Below are 18,633 nucleotides of genomic sequence, written 5' to 3' on the forward strand. Positions count from 1 at the left end.
GCCGGCCGAATTTATGTCATGCCTGATCCTGACGGGTTGATTCATAGCGCAATTTTCATCCCGTCTTCGTCTTTTGGTTTAAAAAAGTGGGGCGTTTGTCCTGCGAGCTGAGTCTTGCATTTTCCCTCGGTGAGAGCCGGACGCTTCCCTCCGTATTCTTGATCACAATGCATGACGCGATCGAAAGGCAACTCGAAGGCGGCGTCCGCATCACCATTGCGTCGCCATACTGATGGTCCCTTGTTCGCCGTGTTGACACCAGACACAATCGCAATTTTGATGATTGCAGCTCGGATCGTTCATCTGTCCCCTAAAACGATGGCGCGCCATCGGGAACAATAGTCGCTTTGGAAGTGACGGGCCGTACGCACGGGCGAGCAAGCTGGGGGTCTGTGCGCGTCCCAGCTGCCTGATCAGAAAGTCCATGCCGCGCCGACCCGCAGCATTGAACAGGAAGCGGTTGACCACGCCTGTACGCAGGCCCGGTCGAAGCTCTTGCTGCCAGGCATCGGCATAGCTCGTCCCATTGATCAGGCTTTCGGCAGCCAGCCGGCCGGATCGTATGGCATAGCGCAAACCAAACCCGGCGAGAGCATCCTGAAACCCCGCATGCTCACCGATCACCGGATAGCCGCCTTGCAGGGCCGTGCGTGGCAGGCGGATATTACCAAAGCCGCCGAATGGCCTTGGGTTTTGCATGCGCAATCCGGCATGACGTTCGAAAAAGGCCAAAGTGGCCGCGAGGTGTTCCGCCTGGTCGCGGAAGCCAGAGAACATGCAGCTCGCCACCGTACCGCGACCCTCATGAACCAGAAGATAGGCGTATCCTTTCGGCGCCAGTTCGGACCCGAAGGCAAGCCAGGCACCGTCCTCCATGTCGGTATCGAAGATTTCCCCCACCGCAATGATGTCGGCGCGGCGCGGTCCACCAGCAAGAACCATTTCGCCGGACGTCAATGTCACGCGGTCATTAAAGCAAACCTCCACACCCGCACCGATTGCCTGGTCGAGCAAAGCGCGATCCAGCGTGCCTTCGCCAGCGCCACGTCGCAACAGGTAGAACAAGGGTCGCTCGCCGTGGACACGATGAGGTTTGGCCTGACTGTCAAAGACGACACCTTCGTTCATACCGTGATGGGCGAACCCGGTCGTGATGCCGGTTGATGCCAGTTCTTCGAGGGCATCCATAGAACCAGTCCAGTTCTCCAGGCCCTGAAAGTCATCATGAAACCGGTGGCCGATATCGGCGTGCCACTCGCGCACAATTACCCTTTTTCCAGCCTGCGCGAGCACAATTGCGCACGTCAGGCCGGCCGGGCCCGCGCCAACAATGGTGATGCCCTTTTGGTTCGCCATATCGCCGTCCTCAAGGCTTGACTGATCGGGGCGCCGCGTTTCTCCGCATGGCCCGCGCAGCTTCAAATGTGACAAGGCGCCGACCGAGCGTATCCCATAATTTCAATCGAGTAGTCTTGAAGCTCTCGCCAAGCTTCATGCGCCCGGTCTCTGCGAGGCGAGGGTGATCGCGCAACACATCAGGCAGCCGGTAGAAGGGAATGCGGCTATAAAGATGATGGACATGATGGATGCCGATATTGGCAGTCATCCAGCGCAATGGCGGCGGCAGGTCATAAAATGAGCTGCCATAAAGCGCGGCCTCGTGAAGCTGCCAGTTGTCGCTCGTGTCCCACACAGTGTCTTCAAACTGGTGCTGCACATAAAACAGCCACACGCCGATAATCGCGGCCATTGACGTGATGAGCAGATAGGTAACCAGAAACGGCAGCCAGCCCACAGCAACGATCCCCGTAATCAGGAGTATGGCGATAGCGATGTTCGTGCCCATGGCGCTCACCCAATATTTGAAACCGGCGCGCAGGAATCCCACCGGCAGGCGATGGTGTAACAGGAAGATGAAGATCGGACCGGCTCCGAAGAGAACGAAGGGGTTACGGTAGAGCCGATAGGCTAGGCGTCCTGCGAATGTGCGGCCATTGTACTCATCGACAGTCAAAGTCAGGATGTCCCCGACACCGCGCTGATCGAGATTTCCCTGAGCGCCGTGATGCACCTGATGTGAGCGCTTCCAAAGATCATAAGGTGTCAGCGTCAGAACGCCGATCAGACGGCCGGTCCAGTCATTTGCCCGACGCGATTTGAAAAATGCTCCATGCGAACAATCATGCTGGATCATGAACAATCGCACCAGAAATCCGGATGCGATCACGCTAATCGGGAGCGTCAGCCAGTAGCTGGCAGAGGTCGACCAAACCGCGGCGCCCCATAACAGCAAGATGGGCACCAGTGTCACGGTCAATTCGAACAGGCTGCGGACCGGAGAGGGGTGCCGATAGGCGGCCAAAATCTTTATCCAATTGCGTGCCGGGGCTTCTGGCGGGCCAGACCCCTGCGCCCTATGAGTATAATTCATGAACTGGTCCTCGTTTGTCATCGCGAAGCGAAATCGACTGCTCCCACAGGGTGGTACAATACACGTCGATCATTGCGCGCTCACGACTTGCCGGTTTTTGCAGACTGGCGTCAGAAGCGTTTCCAGTCGGGGCGCAGCACGTCGGACGGCGGCGACACCGGCAGCGATGCAGCGGCGTTTGTGTGCAAAGTCCAGCACCCCGACCGATACGCCATAATCGGGCCTGAGAACCAGGTCTGCCTCCTTGTCGCGCGATCTCGAAAATGCGTTATGGGTCACTTCAATTGATCTGAAAAACACGTCCAGACCGTTTTTAGGGGACTGGTCGACCTGTCGTTGGCCCGGATCGATTGTTATGACGCAATCAACGCCCGCCTCTCGTACCAGATCGACTGGCGAACTGTCTGAGTACCCGCCATCGATCAGGAGGTGAGGCCCATCTTTGAAGGGCGGCAGGATGCCGGCCAGGGCCGAACTTGCATAGACCGCATCGACGGCATTGCCACGTGTCTTGACGACCCGCTCGCCGGTCAGAATGTCGGTAGCGGTAATATACGTCCGAACACGTCCGGAACCGAGATCCTTGCCAAGTGTCAGCTCCTCGATGACAGAGCGGCCCCAGTCGACGGTATGCTCGCCGGCGCCCCAGCCAAAGGCAAGCGCGCGCAGTTCGCGTCCAGCGATCGCGAAGTTCTTGATTCTGTCCAGCATGTGCCGTGCCCTGAGATCAGGTACAGCAGGAAATCCCGACACGTCCATTGCGACCAGATCCCGGTACCAATCCCTGTTCAAAGAGTAGGTTGCCGCAATCAGCGCGCCTATCGAGACGCCTGCGATCGTATCCGGATAATAACCAAGATGATTGAGCGCCTTGAGCACACCGACATGGGCCATGCCCCGCGCGCCGCCGCCAGCGAGTACGAGTCCGAAGGGTTTGTGGTGCACGATAGTTCCTTTCGAACAAAGGGTTGAATGTCCCCGATACAAATTCGTTAGCTGTCTTTCAGTGAGGTGCCGCCAACGCGCGACGCTGTCCTACCGATACGACTAGAGGCCTGGGCCAGAAGCATTTCCAGAATGGGATGGCCGGCGCCAGCGCGGCCAGAAGCGCGGGGTATTAGCCGCATAGGCGCGGTATTCCTCGCCAAATTGAGCTTCGGCGTCCTTTTCCTCCCGAAGGGCGAGGCGCACGTACATGAAGACCAGGACCGGGAACATGACCAGAGTCAGAATGGTCGGCCATTGCACCAGAAAGCCGAACATGATCAGCACGAAACCGGCATATTGCGGATGGCGCATCCGTGCATAGATGCCGGTCGTCGCGAGTTTGCCCGAGCGCAGCGCGCCATGAAGGACCGGCCAAGCCGACGACAATACGCTGAAGCCCAGGAAGATAAGGGCCAAGCTTATAAAGTGAAACGGGCCAAAATGAGGATTGTCCTTCCAGCCAAAGATCATCTCCCAAAAATGCCCTGAATCGTGGGCAAACCAATTGACACTCGGGAATCGCGATTCAAGCCAGGGCGACAGGAAATATATCGACAGGGGAAAGCCATACATTTCTGTAAAAAGTGCAATGACGAAAGCACTGAACGCGCCGAAAGATGTCCAGTCCTTTGATTTGGATGGTTTGGCAAAGCTGAACGCAAAAATAATGAAAATGGCCGAGTTCAGAATGACCAGAAACCAGAGACCGTATTCGGAATAAGCCATTTCACCCTTCATTGGGGTGTGCCTTGATCATCATCGTCGCGGCTTGCGCCATGTCCGCCATGCCCTCCATGCATGAACAGGTGCATGCCACCGCACAAAAGCAGGAACCCTGCAGCGAACACGAGATTGCCAGGGATGTGAGCCCTGTGTTCATAGAGCAGCAGGAACCCAATAGCTGCGGCGAAGGCAATGACCGGCCACCAATACCTGTGCCCTTTGGGCTGATGCTCGTCCTGACTGGAATGGTTGTGATTATGCATTGCAGGAAACCTTCTGGTTGTGTCTTACTAGCGGTTTGACTTGGTCGACTTTGCGTCATGAAGAATTCGCCGGCAGGTTGCGACCAGTCCGAGAATGAGGCTAGCGAAAATGAAGCCCGAAATGACCCAGTCATCCCAGCGAAAATGCTTATAATGATCGATCGCGAGCAGCAGCATGGCCGCGATCCCAAACGGGCGCGCGTAAAGCTCGATAGAAGTCCATAAATCCGGTTTGACGCCATTCATGCCGACGCGGGCTTCCGGTTCAGTTTGAGGAGCTGGGCGTTGACCGCGCAAATTACCGTGCTGGCGGACATAAACACCGCGCCAAGCGCCGGCGTCAGGATCAGGCCCCATGGGAAGAAGACCCCCGCGGCCGCAGGGATAGCAAACGCGTTGTAGCCGGTCGCCCAGACGAGGTTCTGCATCATCTTGCTATAGGTCGCGCGGGCAAGTCCGATTATTGCCACAACATCGGATGGGCTCGACCTGACAAGTATGATATCGGCCGTTTCGATAGCGACATCCGTACCCGCGCCGATCGCGATCCCAACATTGGCCTGGGCGAGGGCAGGGGCGTCATTCACTCCGTCGCCAATCATCGCAACGATCAGACCGCGTGACTGGACGTCCCGAACCTTTTCCGCTTTCTGTTCAGGCAGGACTTCGGCGATGACTTCGTCGAGACCGATTTCCTTGGCGACCCAATCAGCGACCTGCTTGTTGTCGCCTGTGAGCATAATGCACCGAATGCCCATTGCCTGGAGTTGAGAGATGGCGCTTGCAGATTCTTCACGGATTATATCTGCAAGAGCGATAGCGCCGATCAGCTTTTCTTCTATCAGTACAAAGACCACGGTCTTGCCTTGTGCGCTCAGGGTCTCAAATCGCGGATCGTCCATGACCAGTCCCTTGTCACGCAGGTATCCCGGGCTCACGACCTTGACGTTCCGGTCCTTGACCATGCCTTCAGCGCCCTTGCCGGGGATCGCCTTGAACTTGTCGACCGGCCAGGCCTCCGGCGCGTCCCGGACAATCCCTTGAGCAATCGGATGTTCGGAATGGGCCTCGATCGAGGCGGCATAGGCGATAATCTCGTCTTCGGTAAACGTCGTGTCGAACACGAGTGTATCGGTGATCCCGAACTCGCCTTTAGTCAGCGTCCCGGTCTTGTCGAAGATGATCGCGTTGATTTTGCGCGCCTCTTCAAATGCGGTCCGGTCGCGGATGAGCAGGCCATTGGTCGCCGCGATGGCGGTGGAACGGGCCACGACCAGTGGCACGGCAAGCCCCAGCGCATGCGGGCAGGCAATGACCATGACCGTCACTGCGCGGGCCATTGCGAACGAGAATCCCTGACCCGTGAACAGGGTCCAGAACAGAACGGTCGAAAGGCCTCCGCCAAGCGCAATGAAGGTCAGCCATTTTGCGGCTGTATTTGCGAGATCCTGTGTCTTCGACTTGCTGGCCTGGGCTTCCTGGACCAGCTTGATGACACTCGACAGAAAGGTCTCGTCGCCGGTCTTGTCGACACGGATGGTGAGCGAACCTTCTCCATTGATCGAACCCCCAATGACTTCGGCATCAGCCCCCTTGAAGATGGGCTTGGACTCACCGGTCAACATGGATTCGTTGAGCGAAGACTCGCCTTTAATGATGATCCCGTCTGCAGGGACTTTTTCGCCCGGCTTTATCAATAAATGCTCGCCGCCGGTGAGGGTCGAGACCGACACATCGCTTACCGAGCCGTCTTTTGCCACAAGATGGGCTTCGTCCGGCATCAGCGCGGCAAGTTTCTCGAGCGCCCGGCCGGCGCCAAGGACCGATTTCATTTCGATCCAGTGCCCGAGCAGCATGACTGCGATCAATGTCGCCAGTTCCCAGAAGAAGGTCTCGTCGCTTCCGAGTGCAACCATGCCCATCGAATAGGCATAGGCGGCGGTGATCGCGACAGAGATCAGCGTCATCATGCCTATATCGCGGGTGGTAATCTCTCGCCAGAAGCCTTTCAGGAACGGCCAGCCGCCATAGAAAAACACGAGGCTTGAGAGCGCCGCCAGCACGTATCGGTCACCCGGAAAACGCAAGACGTCTGTCAGTCCAAGCCAACCCTGTATCATTGGCGCGAGCACAAGAATTGGCCCGGTCGCAGCCAGGACGACCCAGAAGCGCTTGCGATATTCCGCAATCATGCCGGTACGATCATGACCGCCATGCGGGCTGGGCTTCGTTTGCGGTCCTGAAACGGTCGCCGCTGGATCGGATTGAAGGGCGTGGGTGGTATGGTCCATGGCGGCGATCTTTTCCTACTGGTCAGGTCTTGTGAGACGAAGGATCGGGGGAGGCGGTGACAGGACTGGTCCGTGGTGGATAACTGGGCTCGCCATAGCGGCGCGGATTGGACTTGAAGACCTGATGGCACCGGCTGGAACAGAAAAAATAGGTCCAGCCTGCGTACGCCTCTGACGCAGCCGCTTCTTCCAGCGCAATCATGTTGCGACAGACGGGATCTTCGACAGTCATCGACGCGCTCCGATATTCAATGCAGCACCATGGCGTCGATCTGGACTACAGCATCGGCATGGACGATTTCACCGGTCACGCCGGTCGCCAAAGCGGTCGCGTGATGCGGAGACGTTTTTCCGGTCAGATCGCGATCAGGCATGCGAGAACAACTCCTTGACTTCTAATACGCAACGAAACCGGTCGCCCCTCATGAAAGCGCGCAGCGGCGCCCGTTCCAGCCTGGAGGCGTGATGAGCCGGCGTTTGCCATGATCAGGAGGGTAGCCGTTCAAGCGCGAGTGCGATGCCCTGTCCGCCGCCGATGCAAAGCGTCACGATCCCGCGCTTGAGGCCTTTGCGCTGCATCGCGTGGATCAAACGCACTGTTAAAATAGCGCCCGTCGCGCCGATCGGATGACCATGGGCGATGGCGCCGCCTTCGACATTGACAATATCTTGCGGGAATCCGAGTTCGTCGACGAGCGCGATTGCGATGGCAGCGAAGGCTTCATTAATCTCCACCCGCTCGACCGATGCCAGTGGCCAGGCTGCGCGCTCAAGGGCCTGCCTGACGGCCGGAACCGGCCCGAGGCCAAACAAACCCGGTTCGACCGCACCGACGCCCATGCCGGCGATACGGACCGCCGGCATCAGGCCGTGCGATTCGGCCCAGGCCCGATCGGCAATGATCATCGCGGCCGCGCCCGAGTTCAGGCCCGGGGCGTTGCCAGCGGTAATCGAACCGTCTGGTCGGAAGGCCGGTTTGAGGCGCGCAAGGCTTTGAAGCGTTGTACCGGGACGATTGTGCTCATCCGTATCAAACACGCTGGACCCCTTGCGTGTCTTGAGTTCAACCGGCGCAATTTCCGCTGTGAACCGGCCCTCCGTCTGGGCTTTGGAAAACCGGGATTGCGAGCGCAGCGCCCAGGCGTCCTGGGCCTCTCGGCTTATCTGGTTCTGCTCGACAAGGTCTTCAGTGTGCCAGCCGGAATGCTCGCCGGAAAACGCATCGTTTAGGCCATCATTGAGCAGGCTGTCTATCACAGCGCCATCGCCCAGCCTGTATCCGTACCGGGCCCTGCCCAGCAGGAACGGCGCCTGGTCCATATTTTCCATGCCGCCTGCGATGGCGCAATCGGCATGACCAAGCATCACCTCCTGGGCAGCGGTAATGACCGCTTGTGCGCCGGAGCCGCAGACGCGGTTGACTGTCATGGCCGGGACGCTGACCGGCAGGCCCGCGCCCAGCGCCGCCTGGCGTGCCGGGTTCATCCTGGCGCCCGCCTGCAGAACCTGGCCCATGATTACAGTGTCGATTTGGTCCGCCGCGAGCCCTGACCGGACAAGGGTTGCTCTGATGGCGGTTGCACCAAGGTCGGCGGCAGGAACGTCTTTCAGGCTTCCTCCGAACGTACCGATGGCGGTACGCATGGGCGCGCAGATAACGGGGTCAGGTCGCGGCATGAGGGCCTCCGATGTGCGAGTTGGTTGAGTGGCAATGATTTTCGGCAGGGGGACAGCAGAGCGCCTCGGGCAATGGCGAACTGCGCGACACGCCTTCAGGCAAGAAGACAGAATGCTGCCTGGTGAGGCTCTTGCGTTTCTTTGCCGCGACCACGAGCCGCGCAAGGGCGAGACCTGCAAGACGCGCTTCGGGCGGGTCGGCCCGCGATGGCAGGACGACCGGTGCGCGCAGGCCAAGCACCAGGCCGGCAAGCATCGCGTCTGCCATATATTCAAGATTCTTGGCGAGGATATTGCCGGAAACAAGATCCGGCACGAGTAGAATGTCCGCATCGCCAGCGACAGCCGAACTGATGCCCTTGATCTCTGCCGCTTTTAGCGAAATCGCGTTGTCGAACGCGAGCGGCCCGTCAACAATGCCGCCGTGTACCTGGCCGCGCTGGGCCATGACCGAAAGCGCCGCCGCGTCGAGACTGGACGCGATCAGCGGATTGACCGTCTCGACAGCGGACAATACCGCAGTCTTTGGTTTCTTGATTCCAATCAAGGTCATGAAGTCGATGACATTCTGCAGGATCGCGGCCTTGGCCATCAGGTCCGGCGCGATATTGACCGCGGCATCCGTAATCGCGAGCAGTTTGGGATAGGCCGGTATGTCAGCCAGAAAGACGTGGCTGGCACGCATGCCGGGCTCCCGGAGACTAGCTGCAGGATCAAGCAGTGCTTTCAGCAATACATCGGTATGAATGAGCCCTTTAATCGCAATATGGGTACTACCAGCTCTCAGGAGACTGGCGGCATGCTGGGCCGCTTCGTATTCGTTCCATGCAGGAAGAATCTGATCGGGGTTGACTGAGAGGCCGACCGCGTCGGCTTCGGCCTGAATCGCATCCGGATCGCCGATCAGGATCGGATGGGCCCAGCCTCGCTTGAATGCCTCGTCCGCAGCCATCAGGACGTCGCGTTGCGCAGCGCAGACGACTGCCACTTTCAAGGGCGGGCCCGCATCGGCTGCCGCTGCGAGCGCGGTAAAATCACGATACGCGATCATGTGGCCCTCTGATTCAGTTGCGCAGGGGCGTTTGCCAGGACAGCGCGACCCTGGCGCGCAATCGTCAGGGCTTCGTCGGTGTGAACCGCTTCGACAATCACCGCGCTCCCTGGTTTTGTGATACACGCAGCGCTCCGGTCATTGGCGTCGCTGTCAAAATCAATACCGAACAAATCGCTCAGCGGCTCACATATGGCTGCGCGGATCGAAGGCGCATGTTCACCGATCCCGCCTGTGAAGATTATCCGGTCAACGCCGCCCATGGCAGCGATAAGTGCCCCGGCCTGTTTGCGGGCCTGATAGGCAAATTGCGCAAGCGCTTCACCAGCACGCGGAGCATCCGTCCGCCTCAGAAGCGTGGCAACATCGCCGCTCAAACCCGAAAGGCCAAGCAGCCCCGCGCCGTGATAGAGCTGGTCCTGCAAGACTGACGGGTCCCAGTTTTTTTCCAGGATCATATAGAGCAGGAGACCCGGATCGACATCACCGCTTCGGGTCGCCATGGGCAAACCAGCCAGCGCGGAGAACCCCATGCTCGTGTCTACGGACTGCCCACCCCTGATTGCAGCCATGCTCGCACCGGCGCCAAGATGCGCAACCAGAAGGCGCTGACTGGCCGCCATTTTGCCCGCGCGTTCAGCAAGATCATCGACGACAAATGCGTATGAGAGCCCGTGAAAGCCGTAGCGACGGATGAATTCGCCTTCCATACCGGGCGGCAACCCGGTGCGTTGCGCTGCAATCGGCATGTCAGCATGAAAGCCCGTATCGAAACAGGCATAGTGCAGCGCATTTGGCAGACGCAGTCGCGCGGCAACGATGCCGTCAAGATTGGCGGGCATGTGCAATGGCGCCAGAGGGATAAGTTTTCGTAGATCCGACTCGACCCTGGGCGTTAGCCGCTGGGCATCAGTATAATACGGGCCGCCATGCACAACGCGGTGCCCGACAGCAGACACGCCGCTCAGATCGACATGGGTGGCCAACTTTTTCAAGAACGTGTCCAGGGCGACTGGATGGTTGATGCAACATGCGCGTGTGTCCCAGAGCATTTCACCAGAGGCGGTCCGGGCCGTCAGTCTTGCCTCTGACGTGCCAATCCCGGTCACTGCGCCTGACATGGTCTTGACCACGTGGTCGTCGATCCGAAAAATTGCAATCTTCAGGCTAGACGAACCGCTATTGAGGGTCAGAACAGTGTAGGATTCCCCGTGAGGCTTGTCGTGAGCGCTCATCTTTTGCCCGCCTCGCCTTCGGAAGAACCGCGTAGGCTGGGCCAGTCATACAGCCAGCTGAATGCCTGTTCGGCAGCGGCGTCGCGCGACTCGCGCATCCGGGTGAGGCCGGTTTCGACCCAATCGACGCTCGTCGTCTCGGCTTTGCGGAAACGGTTTTCCTCGCCGGGCTGTTTTCGATGGGCGCGGACCATTGGCGCGAACGCGGCGGCCATCGCCATGGCCGGGTTGAATCGTTCTGAGAACATATAGCGCGTCACCCGCATCGGATGAGACCATTTCAGCACCTCGGCCGTGACCGGATTGGACCAGGCGCGCACCCATGGACTGGCAAATGTCGCGTATGCCGCTTCCAGCCGAGATGAAAGACGTCCCACGCGCTCAAACGCGTCCGGCTGTGTGTTAAACACAAGATCTTCAACCCGGCGCGGCTCAAACCGAACAGTGTACTGGTCATGTCCGCAATCGGGATCGCCGGTCGGATTATCGATTCGCATTTCGTAAAGGCCTGGCTCCAGAGCCTCTACCTCACTGAGGCGCTCCAGGATGGCACGGTGCTCAAGTCGGGCGACACTGGCTGATACGAAAATGCCGAGATGCCCGGCATGCTGATTGATCAGATAGACAATGCGCTGATCGGCAGCGACGAGTTCTTTGGTGGTTTTGTAAACGGCCGGGATCCAGCCGAGCGCCTGGTGCGGCGGGGTAATATTGTCGCCGTATGAGGCGAAGATGACGAGCGGATTGCGAATACGTTTAAGATCGATCTCGCAATGCGGTCCGAGCTTCACAAGGCCTTGTTCGAGGCGGTTGCCGATGAACAGGTTTTCGACAATAGCAAGAATTTCTTCGCGGCTGAGACGGTAATAGCCGCCCCACCAGCGCTCGAAGTCGAGAAAGCGTTCCGCTGATGTATCGACGCTCTCAAACAGGTCGGCATATTTGCGGAATATTGCACCTTCCGGTTTGAGATTCTCGAAATTCTGTACCAGCCAGGCACCATCAAACTGGCCGTTTCCAAGATCAGACAACAAGTGATTGAGCCATGCACCGCCCAGAAAGCCAGCCGTCAGACGCATGGGATTCGTGCCGGGTTCGCCTGCCCAATAGGCCAGAGGCGATCCGTTCATGACAACCGGACCAGCGAGGCCTTCACAGTCTGCTGCCAGAAGCGCGGCTGCCCAGCCCCCCTGGCAATTGCCATAGAGAACCGGCGCTCGCCCATCGTGTCGTTTGCGGACGATCTCAACGAACTGGCGCAGGCTCGCCATTACATCGGCGAGTGTCTGGCCGGGCAGGGGGTCAGGAGTGAACACAACAAAATAGACCGGATAGCCTTCATGCAGGGCGATGCCGACTTCAGAATCTGTTTTGAAGCCGCCTATCCCTGGCCCATGCCCGGCCCGCGGGTCGATGATAATGACCGGTGGCTTTTCAGGATCAAGGCATTCATCCAGGCAGATATCGCCAACTTCGAGGATATTCAGGAGCTGATAGTTTGAGGCTGGCTCAAATGTGGCCGCGTCTGCCACCAGCTCATATTTGAACTTCAAGACCGGCGGCATGCCATCGCGCTCATGGGCAAGCATGATATTGGCCCGCTGGCGTAATGTGTCAAAGAAGAGAATCTGTCTCTGCATCAGATCGACGCCATATTCGGCAAACTCTTGTGGGTTTGGCCAACTGGCGGCATGCGCGGACGATATCTCGACAGGAGCGGTGTGACCCCGCTCGGGGCTCTTGGCCGCCTTCATTTTGGTGTCTGCCTTTCCAGGTTTGCTGGCTTTCTTGTTTGTCGCGCTTGGAGCATCGGGCATGACGGGGGCTTTCGCGGTTAGAGTAGAAATTGGGGGGATCAGGCCTTACCAGCAGTTCCTTTTGGCGCAGGTTTCACTTTTGGTGGATATTGGTTCTGACTGAAGCTGCCTCCACAACAACACCCGGTTCTGGCCGACGGCATTGCTCCTGACGCGCGCGTCTGGGCGCCCGTTTCGGCGGCGGCAACTTTGTTGTCAGGGTTCATGGCGATCTCCTTCGACTGGACCTGGGCAGTAAAAAGGCCGAGGCGGCCCCCTAATCGGAGCCTGTGAACAAGGACGAACGAAGCAGCGCGGCGTTACACCGGGGCGCTTCGGCGGGGTATCAGGGCGCAGCCCCATCTGACGTTTCTGGCAAACCGACTGACTGAACGCGCTTGCGCATCTCGTCAGCGCCAGGGCAGGCGCATTGGAAATAGCCTTGCTCGATGCAGGTCAGGCAGGTCTGTTCCAGGCGCTTGCGCATCGCGCGACGCGCGCGGTGGAGCTTAACCCGCAGCGCATTCTCGGTCAGACCGAGATCATCTGCGATAACCGACCGGTCCACGCCGATCAGGTCAGCCCGCCAGATCAGATCGGCATAATCAGGATTGAGGGTCGGCAACATCTTGTAGAGGCAAGCGCAGATGACAAAGTCGATCTCTTCATCATCGAACAGGAGCGCAGCTTCGGCAGCATAGGTGCCAAGCGCCTTGCTTGTGCGCGCTCTCGCCCGGAAATGATCAGCGATCGTCGAGCGAAGTATCTGAGATAACCAACCTCGCAGACGGTCTTCGTCATTCAGGTCCTCAAAGCGCGTCAGTGCTTTGACATAAAATTCCTGGAGCACATCCTTGGCGTCGGATTCATTGCGCAGTTTTCGCTTCAGAAATCTGAACATATCCTGATGCGACTCGATCAGCGCGGCTTCGATGGCGCGCTTTCGTCGGTCTGAAGGAGTTTGATATGACGTCATGACCGCTCTTGTGTCCTTGCAGTGGGCGCTACTGGACCTGATACGCAGGGTATCGTCTTTGCCCTCATGTGAGCGAGCCAATTCAGCCGACAAACCTCGGCAGGCCTTGTGCGGGGTGTAATGGTTCAGGGGTTGGACCGTCTTACCCGTATCAGAGGGTGTGGTGAGCGCCGCACGTTGCGCTTCCGCCAAACGAGAAGGATGTCCCCCTATGAGCCTTTGGAGTGCAATCGCCAGGAGCCGACTTGACCGATCTATTCGCAAAGGATGCCTGGAAGTCACGTTTCCAAATGGCGCGACGTCCCTCTTCGGCTCATACTGCGTTAGCCCGATCCGTATCGCAATCAAATCGGAAGCATGGCTTCGCCGCATCCTGCTCGATCCGGAACTGCAGCTCGGCGAGGCCTATATGGAGGGGGGGCTGGTGCTGGAAGCGGGCGACCTTTATGATCTGCTGGATATTTTCTGGACGAATATATTGTCTGATGGCAGCCCGAGTGCCTCGCTACCGGCATTCCTCAGAAAGACGTTTCGGGCGGTCGCGCAGTTCAATCCACGCGCACGCTCGGCTCGAAATGTCGCGCACCATTATGATATCGGCAACGATCTTTACCGCCTCTTCCTCGATGAGGACATGCAGTATTCATGCGCCTACTTCCCTGACCCGGAGACGTCTCTGGCCGATGCACAACGCTTCAAGAAAGATCATGTCGCACGCAAGCTGTGCCTGAAACCGGGCGACACTGTGCTCGATATCGGATGCGGGTGGGGCGGACTGGCCTTACATCTTGCCGGCCGTGAAAATGTCCGTGTTCACGGGGTCACTCTGTCATGCGAGCAGCATTGCCTTGCCCGCGAGCGCGCGGACGACATGGGCGTCAGCGACAGAGTGGAGTTCGAGCTTCAGGATTATCGCAATCTGACCGGGCGTTATGACCGTATCGTCTCGGTAGGCATGTTTGAGCATGTCGGTGTGCCGCACTATCGCGAATATTTCGATCAGATTGCGACGTGCCTGAAAGATAACGGCACGGCGCTCATTCACACGATTGGGCGGACCCCAGGACCGGGAGCGACGAATCCATGGATCGCCCGCCACATTTTTCCAGGCGGTTACATACCGGCGCTATCTGAAATCCTGCCTGCGATCGAAAAAGCCGGCCTGATGGTCCTCGATGTTGAAATCCTGCGCCTGCACTATGCAGAAACCCTCAAAGCCTGGCGATCACGGTTTCTCGCGCGAGCAGACGAGGCCAAAGCGCTCTATGATGATCGCTTTGTACGTATGTGGGATTTCTACCTCGTGTGCAGTGAATTGTCATTCCGGCATGGCGTCCACAACGTCTTCCAGCTTCAACTCGCCAAACGCCAGGATGCTGTGCCGCTGACACGCGACTATCTGTATCGGACTGAGCCCGCGCGTGGCCCCCTTCGACAGGTGTCGCCCGTAAATGATGAAAGACCGTTCGCCAATGCCCAGAGATGACAAAAAAGAGGCAGGACGCTCCAAGAAAGTCTACAAACATGACTTGCGTGAGCTGCAGATTGAGCTTGTCAAAATTCAGCGACGGGCAATAGCGCATAACCATCGTATACTAATAATATTTGAAGGACGGGATGCGGCTGGCAAAGACGGCATCATCAAGCGGATCACCGAACATCTCAGTCCGCGAGAGACGCGCGTCGTTGCGCTTGGAAAGCCGTCAGACCGGGACACGCGGAGCTGGTATTTCCAACGCTACGCGTCGCATTTGCCAGCCGATGGAGAAATCGTCCTGTTCAATCGGTCATGGTACAATCGCGCCGGGGTGGAACGGGTCATGGGATTTGCCAGTGATGACCAGGTTGAAGCGTTTTATGACAATGTTGGCGCGTTCGAAAAAATGCTGGTTGGCGACGGAACCCAGATTCTCAAATACTATCTCGACATAAGCAAGCCTGAACAGTCGCGCCGCCTCGCAGACCGTGATAAAGATCCGCTCAAACAATGGAAGAAAAGCCCGATTGATGCGGTCGCACTCGAAAAGTGGGATGACTATACGGCTGCGCGCGATGACATGCTGCGTCGTACGGACTTCACGCACGCGCCGTGGTTTGCCGTTCACACCGACGACAAGCGCCAGGCGCGATTGAATACGATCCGGCATATCATCAAATCGATTGATTGTCCGGAGACGGACAAGGCCCTGGCCGTTCCCGATGAAACAATTGTCTTGCAGGCCACAAAGAAAACCATTGCAGCCCTGCATCGATGATTCACTTCGTCTTCCAGCACACGATGCTAAACGCTGTAACCTGGAACAGGGGCGCACTCTCGACCCGGACTCTTGCCAGCATGGAAATGTCAGAGCAGCCCGTTCGGCTGATTTTCGATGCGGCCGCAGCTCGGTCCAAACAGTTGGAACTGTAACGTATGAGGGCCTCGCGCGTCATATGCGTATCATATCAGAGTAAACTAAAACGTTTGCATCCGTTTGATGTCGATCACCCTATCGCAGACGCGACAATCCGTTTTCCGCGTCGATCGCCGACCAGGAGGCCGCCAGATGACAGACAGTCAGGATCAATGTGACGGGCGACCAGTCATCATGGTCTATGTGCCAATCTTCCGGGAGAAACTGGCAAAGCTGGAACGTCGCGGGGACGGCCATACACCAGAAGCTGTGCGACTTCGCCGGACACTGGCGCGCATAGATCTCGGCCTGACCAAATCGAGATCTTGCGACGATCGCCAGATCCGGTTGACTGCCGCAGAATGAGCTGTCTCTCCCGGCCAAACGAACCCGCGACAGGGAAGCGATTGTGGCGTGTGCGCAGCGCAGCTGCTGTGTCTTCAGTCTCTTAAATCCTGCGGGCGGGTCGATGACCAACACTCTTGTCTTGTTGATCGCCGGAATTCTGATCGTGCTGGCCTATGATTATACCAATGGCCTCCAGGACGCCGCGAATATGCTTGCCACAATTGTCGCCTCGCGAGCAGCAACGCCAATACAAGCCGCGATACTTGTGTCCGTATTCACCTTTCTTGGCCCTGTTCTGGGTGGAACAGCCGTTGCCAATACGATCGGCAACTTTATTGATGTCACTGATCTACAGAATATCGCGTCGCTCACGATTGTGCTTTCAGGCTTGGGGGGCGCAATCGGGTGGAATTTAATTACCTGGTGGTTCGGACTGCCAGCATCCTCTTCTCAAGCGCTCGTAGGCGGTCTGGTTGGGGCTGTGCTGGTTTCTGCCGGACCAGAGCATGTCGTATGGGGGATGTCCGAGTTGAACGCAGGGCGCGTGAGCGGCGTCACCAAGGTCCTGGGTGCGCTGCTTATTTCGCCAGTCCTCGGATTTCTGTTCGGCTGGATTATCCACCGCTTGGTAAGATTTGCGCTGCGCGGCGCTCGTCCGGCCGTCAATCGTAACTTGCGCGGATTTCAATGGGTGGCGACCGCAGCGCTCGCCTTTTCTCATGGTACGAATGACGCTCAAAAGGGGATGGGGATTATCGCCATGTTACTTGTGATCAGCGGCGTCAATGCAGAGTTCACCGTGCCGATTTGGGTGATCCTCGCAAGCGCAACTTCCATCACTTTGGGCACGTTTTCAGGTGGTTGGCGGATCGTTCGAACGCTCGGCTTCGGGATATACAAAGTCAGACCCATTCATGCGCTTGATGCCCAGCTTGCATCGGCAAGCCTGATTCTGGCCGCGTCCATGACGGGCGCGCCGGTTTCAACCACTCAGGTCGTGAGCACGTCCATAATGGGCATCGGTGCATCTGAGCGTCCAAAGTCGGTCCGCTGGGGCACGGCGCAGCACATCATTGGCGCCTGGCTGATTACCATGCCCGGTGCAGCCGCGATATCGATCGCGCTGTATCTTCTTATGCAAGCGCTTGGCGCAATCGTTTAGCAGGACGCCCTCGGGGCACGCGAGAAAGGAAGTATGATGTCGAAACGCCCAGGTGATGTTAAGCGTCCTCCGAGCCTTGTTCGGATTTTGAACGGACTGTTTCCGCGCACGCCAGATTTTCATCAGTTGCTCAATGATCAATGTGAACTCGTCGTGCAGGGGATGGAGGTTTTTGCTGAATACATGATGACGGGGGACCAAGCCGCTGCCGACAGGGTTCGCCAGCTCGAACACGAAGGCGACAGTTTGAAAGCAAGAAACATCGATATACTGAACCGTTCCTTCGCAACGCCCTATGATCGTGAAGACATCTACCGCGCGATTACCGCTATCGATGATGGGCTCAACTATGCCAAAACCTCGGTGTGGGAGATGGATGTTCTTGGCGTGAGCCCCGACAAGCCTATGGCTGAAATGGCTGACTTGCTGCTGCAGGGCGCCAGATCACTGCAACGCGGATTCAGTGTTCTGAAAACCAATCCGGGGGAAGCGGAACGCGCCGCAAACGCTGTTCGCAAGACCGAGCGTCACGTTGAGAAAGTCTATCGGCGAGCGATAGCCGAATTATTCAGCCCGCAGCATTATGCCAACGATTTGGCGGCGCGACGCAAGGACCTCAGTGAGGATTTACGACCTTTGCTCGAACCGGACGATAAGGCGAGCTGCGACTCTGTCCTGAAAGGGGTTTCCTTTGTCATGGAGACGCTCAAGCGTCGGGAAATTTATCGCCACCTCTCAAATGCGGCCGATCACTTTGCGCATGCCGGCGATATTCTGCACGATATTACCGTCAAATCCGCCTGATATTGTCGGTCCCTGATATCCTGGCTCAAACCAATCCCCTTGCGCTTTTTGGACTTTGCCGCCCGCAAGCAGACGCGACATTCAGCGAAAGACGCGCGCAATCACTCTTTCTCGTCAACTTTGAACGCCTCGTCATGGCCGCTCCGTATTCCTTCAATGAGGTATCAATTGCCCAGGATCCATCAAAACCAAACCTTAAACAGGCGTAAAGTGAGCACGATCAGTATGGTCCAGCAGCTTAGATAGATTGCTGTGAGCCAAAGTTGCTGATCGGATATGCCTGGGCGTCTGTGGCGAACGCTGCGGATCAAGGCGACAAGGTGAACCGTCAGTCCGAGAAGGGCAATCAGCGCAGCGGTTTCTGCGATATAAGGTGCCACGATTGCACCTAGTCCCACGCCAAACAGGCCAATCCCAAGGCTGGATATGACGCAGGTCAAGACCTTGGGTAAAGTGTGGGAGGAGTGGCTTGAGCCATCGGAAGTTTGCCGGCGGG

At 57.8% G+C, this 18,633-nt stretch carries 19 protein-coding genes; 5 read left to right on the top strand and 14 right to left on the bottom strand.

Features of this window, described 5'->3' with window-relative positions; translation table 11 throughout:
- Window positions 1-210 precede the first annotated feature (210 nt).
- The 14 genes from V7651_RS13450 to V7651_RS13515 all read right to left on the bottom strand — a co-directional run bounded on the left by V7651_RS13450 (window position 211) and on the right by V7651_RS13515 (window position 13,430).
- Window positions 211-1,356 carry an NAD(P)/FAD-dependent oxidoreductase gene (locus tag V7651_RS13450; RefSeq protein ID WP_035541454.1) on the bottom strand — a complete coding sequence of 382 codons (1,146 nt, stop codon included), beginning with the start codon at window positions 1,354-1,356 and terminating at the stop codon, window positions 211-213.
- 10 nt (window positions 1,357-1,366) lie between these two features.
- Window positions 1,367-2,431, bottom strand: coding sequence for a fatty acid desaturase (locus V7651_RS13455; protein WP_051625113.1), 1,065 nt, complete (start codon window positions 2,429-2,431; stop codon window positions 1,367-1,369).
- Between the two features lie 69 nt (window positions 2,432-2,500).
- Window positions 2,501-3,376, bottom strand: a complete 876-nt coding sequence (locus V7651_RS13460; RefSeq protein ID WP_335592474.1) for a patatin-like phospholipase family protein — start codon at window positions 3,374-3,376, stop codon at window positions 2,501-2,503.
- A 102-nt stretch (window positions 3,377-3,478) separates the two neighbouring features.
- Complete coding sequence (locus V7651_RS13465) at window positions 3,479-4,156, bottom strand: methyltransferase family protein (RefSeq protein WP_335592473.1); 678 nt, start codon at window positions 4,154-4,156, stop codon at window positions 3,479-3,481.
- The gene (locus V7651_RS18705) at window positions 4,153-4,404 is read right to left on the bottom strand and encodes a DUF2933 domain-containing protein (RefSeq protein WP_418887246.1); all 252 of its coding nucleotides are present in this window, start codon (window positions 4,402-4,404) and stop codon (window positions 4,153-4,155) included. The genes V7651_RS13465 and V7651_RS18705 overlap by 4 nt, the downstream gene beginning before the upstream one ends.
- Before the next feature lie 27 nt (window positions 4,405-4,431).
- The gene (locus V7651_RS13475) at window positions 4,432-4,650 is read right to left on the bottom strand and encodes a hypothetical protein (protein ID WP_335613451.1); all 219 of its coding nucleotides are present in this window, start codon (window positions 4,648-4,650) and stop codon (window positions 4,432-4,434) included.
- A complete protein-coding gene (locus tag V7651_RS13480; RefSeq protein ID WP_335613452.1) occupies window positions 4,647-6,695 on the bottom strand; it encodes a copper-translocating P-type ATPase in 2,049 nt (682 codons plus the stop codon). The genes V7651_RS13475 and V7651_RS13480 overlap by 4 nt, the downstream gene beginning before the upstream one ends.
- Before the next feature lie 22 nt (window positions 6,696-6,717).
- Window positions 6,718-6,927 carry a YHS domain-containing protein gene (locus tag V7651_RS13485; RefSeq protein ID WP_335592532.1) on the bottom strand — a complete coding sequence of 70 codons (210 nt, stop codon included), beginning with the start codon at window positions 6,925-6,927 and terminating at the stop codon, window positions 6,718-6,720.
- Between the two features lie 16 nt (window positions 6,928-6,943).
- A complete protein-coding gene (locus V7651_RS13490) occupies window positions 6,944-7,069 on the bottom strand; it encodes a hypothetical protein (protein WP_335613453.1) in 126 nt (41 codons plus the stop codon).
- Window positions 7,070-7,181: 112 nt separating this feature from the next.
- Window positions 7,182-8,372 (bottom strand): thiolase family protein, encoded by a 1,191-nt coding sequence (locus V7651_RS13495; protein ID WP_335613454.1) that lies wholly within the window; start codon window positions 8,370-8,372, stop codon window positions 7,182-7,184.
- Window positions 8,359-9,423, bottom strand: a complete 1,065-nt coding sequence (locus V7651_RS13500) for a bifunctional enoyl-CoA hydratase/phosphate acetyltransferase (protein ID WP_335613455.1) — start codon at window positions 9,421-9,423, stop codon at window positions 8,359-8,361. The genes V7651_RS13495 and V7651_RS13500 overlap by 14 nt, the downstream gene beginning before the upstream one ends.
- Window positions 9,420-10,658 carry an acetate/propionate family kinase gene (locus V7651_RS13505; protein ID WP_335613456.1) on the bottom strand — a complete coding sequence of 413 codons (1,239 nt, stop codon included), beginning with the start codon at window positions 10,656-10,658 and terminating at the stop codon, window positions 9,420-9,422. The genes V7651_RS13500 and V7651_RS13505 overlap by 4 nt, the downstream gene beginning before the upstream one ends.
- On the bottom strand, window positions 10,655-12,412 hold the full coding sequence (locus V7651_RS13510; protein WP_335613457.1) for a DUF3141 domain-containing protein: 1,758 nt from the start codon (window positions 12,410-12,412) through the stop codon (window positions 10,655-10,657). The genes V7651_RS13505 and V7651_RS13510 overlap by 4 nt, the downstream gene beginning before the upstream one ends.
- A gap of 388 nt (window positions 12,413-12,800) precedes the next feature.
- Complete coding sequence (locus V7651_RS13515) at window positions 12,801-13,430, bottom strand: RNA polymerase sigma factor (RefSeq protein ID WP_335613458.1); 630 nt, start codon at window positions 13,428-13,430, stop codon at window positions 12,801-12,803.
- A gap of 211 nt (window positions 13,431-13,641) precedes the next feature.
- Here V7651_RS13515 and V7651_RS13520 point away from each other — a divergent pair, with 211 nt between their 5' ends.
- The 5 genes from V7651_RS13520 (at window position 13,642) to V7651_RS13540 (ending at window position 18,137) form a co-directional block, all read left to right on the top strand.
- Window positions 13,642-14,916, top strand: a complete 1,275-nt coding sequence (locus V7651_RS13520) for an SAM-dependent methyltransferase (RefSeq protein WP_119377442.1) — start codon at window positions 13,642-13,644, stop codon at window positions 14,914-14,916.
- Window positions 14,882-15,685, top strand: a complete 804-nt coding sequence (gene ppk2 / locus V7651_RS13525) for a polyphosphate kinase 2 (protein WP_273053908.1) — start codon at window positions 14,882-14,884, stop codon at window positions 15,683-15,685. The genes V7651_RS13520 and ppk2 overlap by 35 nt, the downstream gene beginning before the upstream one ends.
- 291 nt (window positions 15,686-15,976) lie before the next feature.
- Window positions 15,977-16,189, top strand: coding sequence for a hypothetical protein (locus V7651_RS13530; RefSeq protein ID WP_035542146.1), 213 nt, complete (start codon window positions 15,977-15,979; stop codon window positions 16,187-16,189).
- 103 nt (window positions 16,190-16,292) lie between these two features.
- Window positions 16,293-17,333, top strand: a complete 1,041-nt coding sequence (locus tag V7651_RS13535; RefSeq protein ID WP_119377440.1) for an inorganic phosphate transporter — start codon at window positions 16,293-16,295, stop codon at window positions 17,331-17,333.
- Window positions 17,334-17,366: 33 nt separating this feature from the next.
- On the top strand, window positions 17,367-18,137 hold the full coding sequence (locus V7651_RS13540; protein WP_273053907.1) for a DUF47 domain-containing protein: 771 nt from the start codon (window positions 17,367-17,369) through the stop codon (window positions 18,135-18,137).
- The last annotated feature ends 496 nt before the right edge of the window (window positions 18,138-18,633 follow it).

It is taken from the genome of Hyphomonas oceanitis (assembly GCF_036964545.1).
Lineage (GTDB): Bacteria > Pseudomonadota > Alphaproteobacteria > Caulobacterales > Hyphomonadaceae > Hyphomonas > Hyphomonas oceanitis.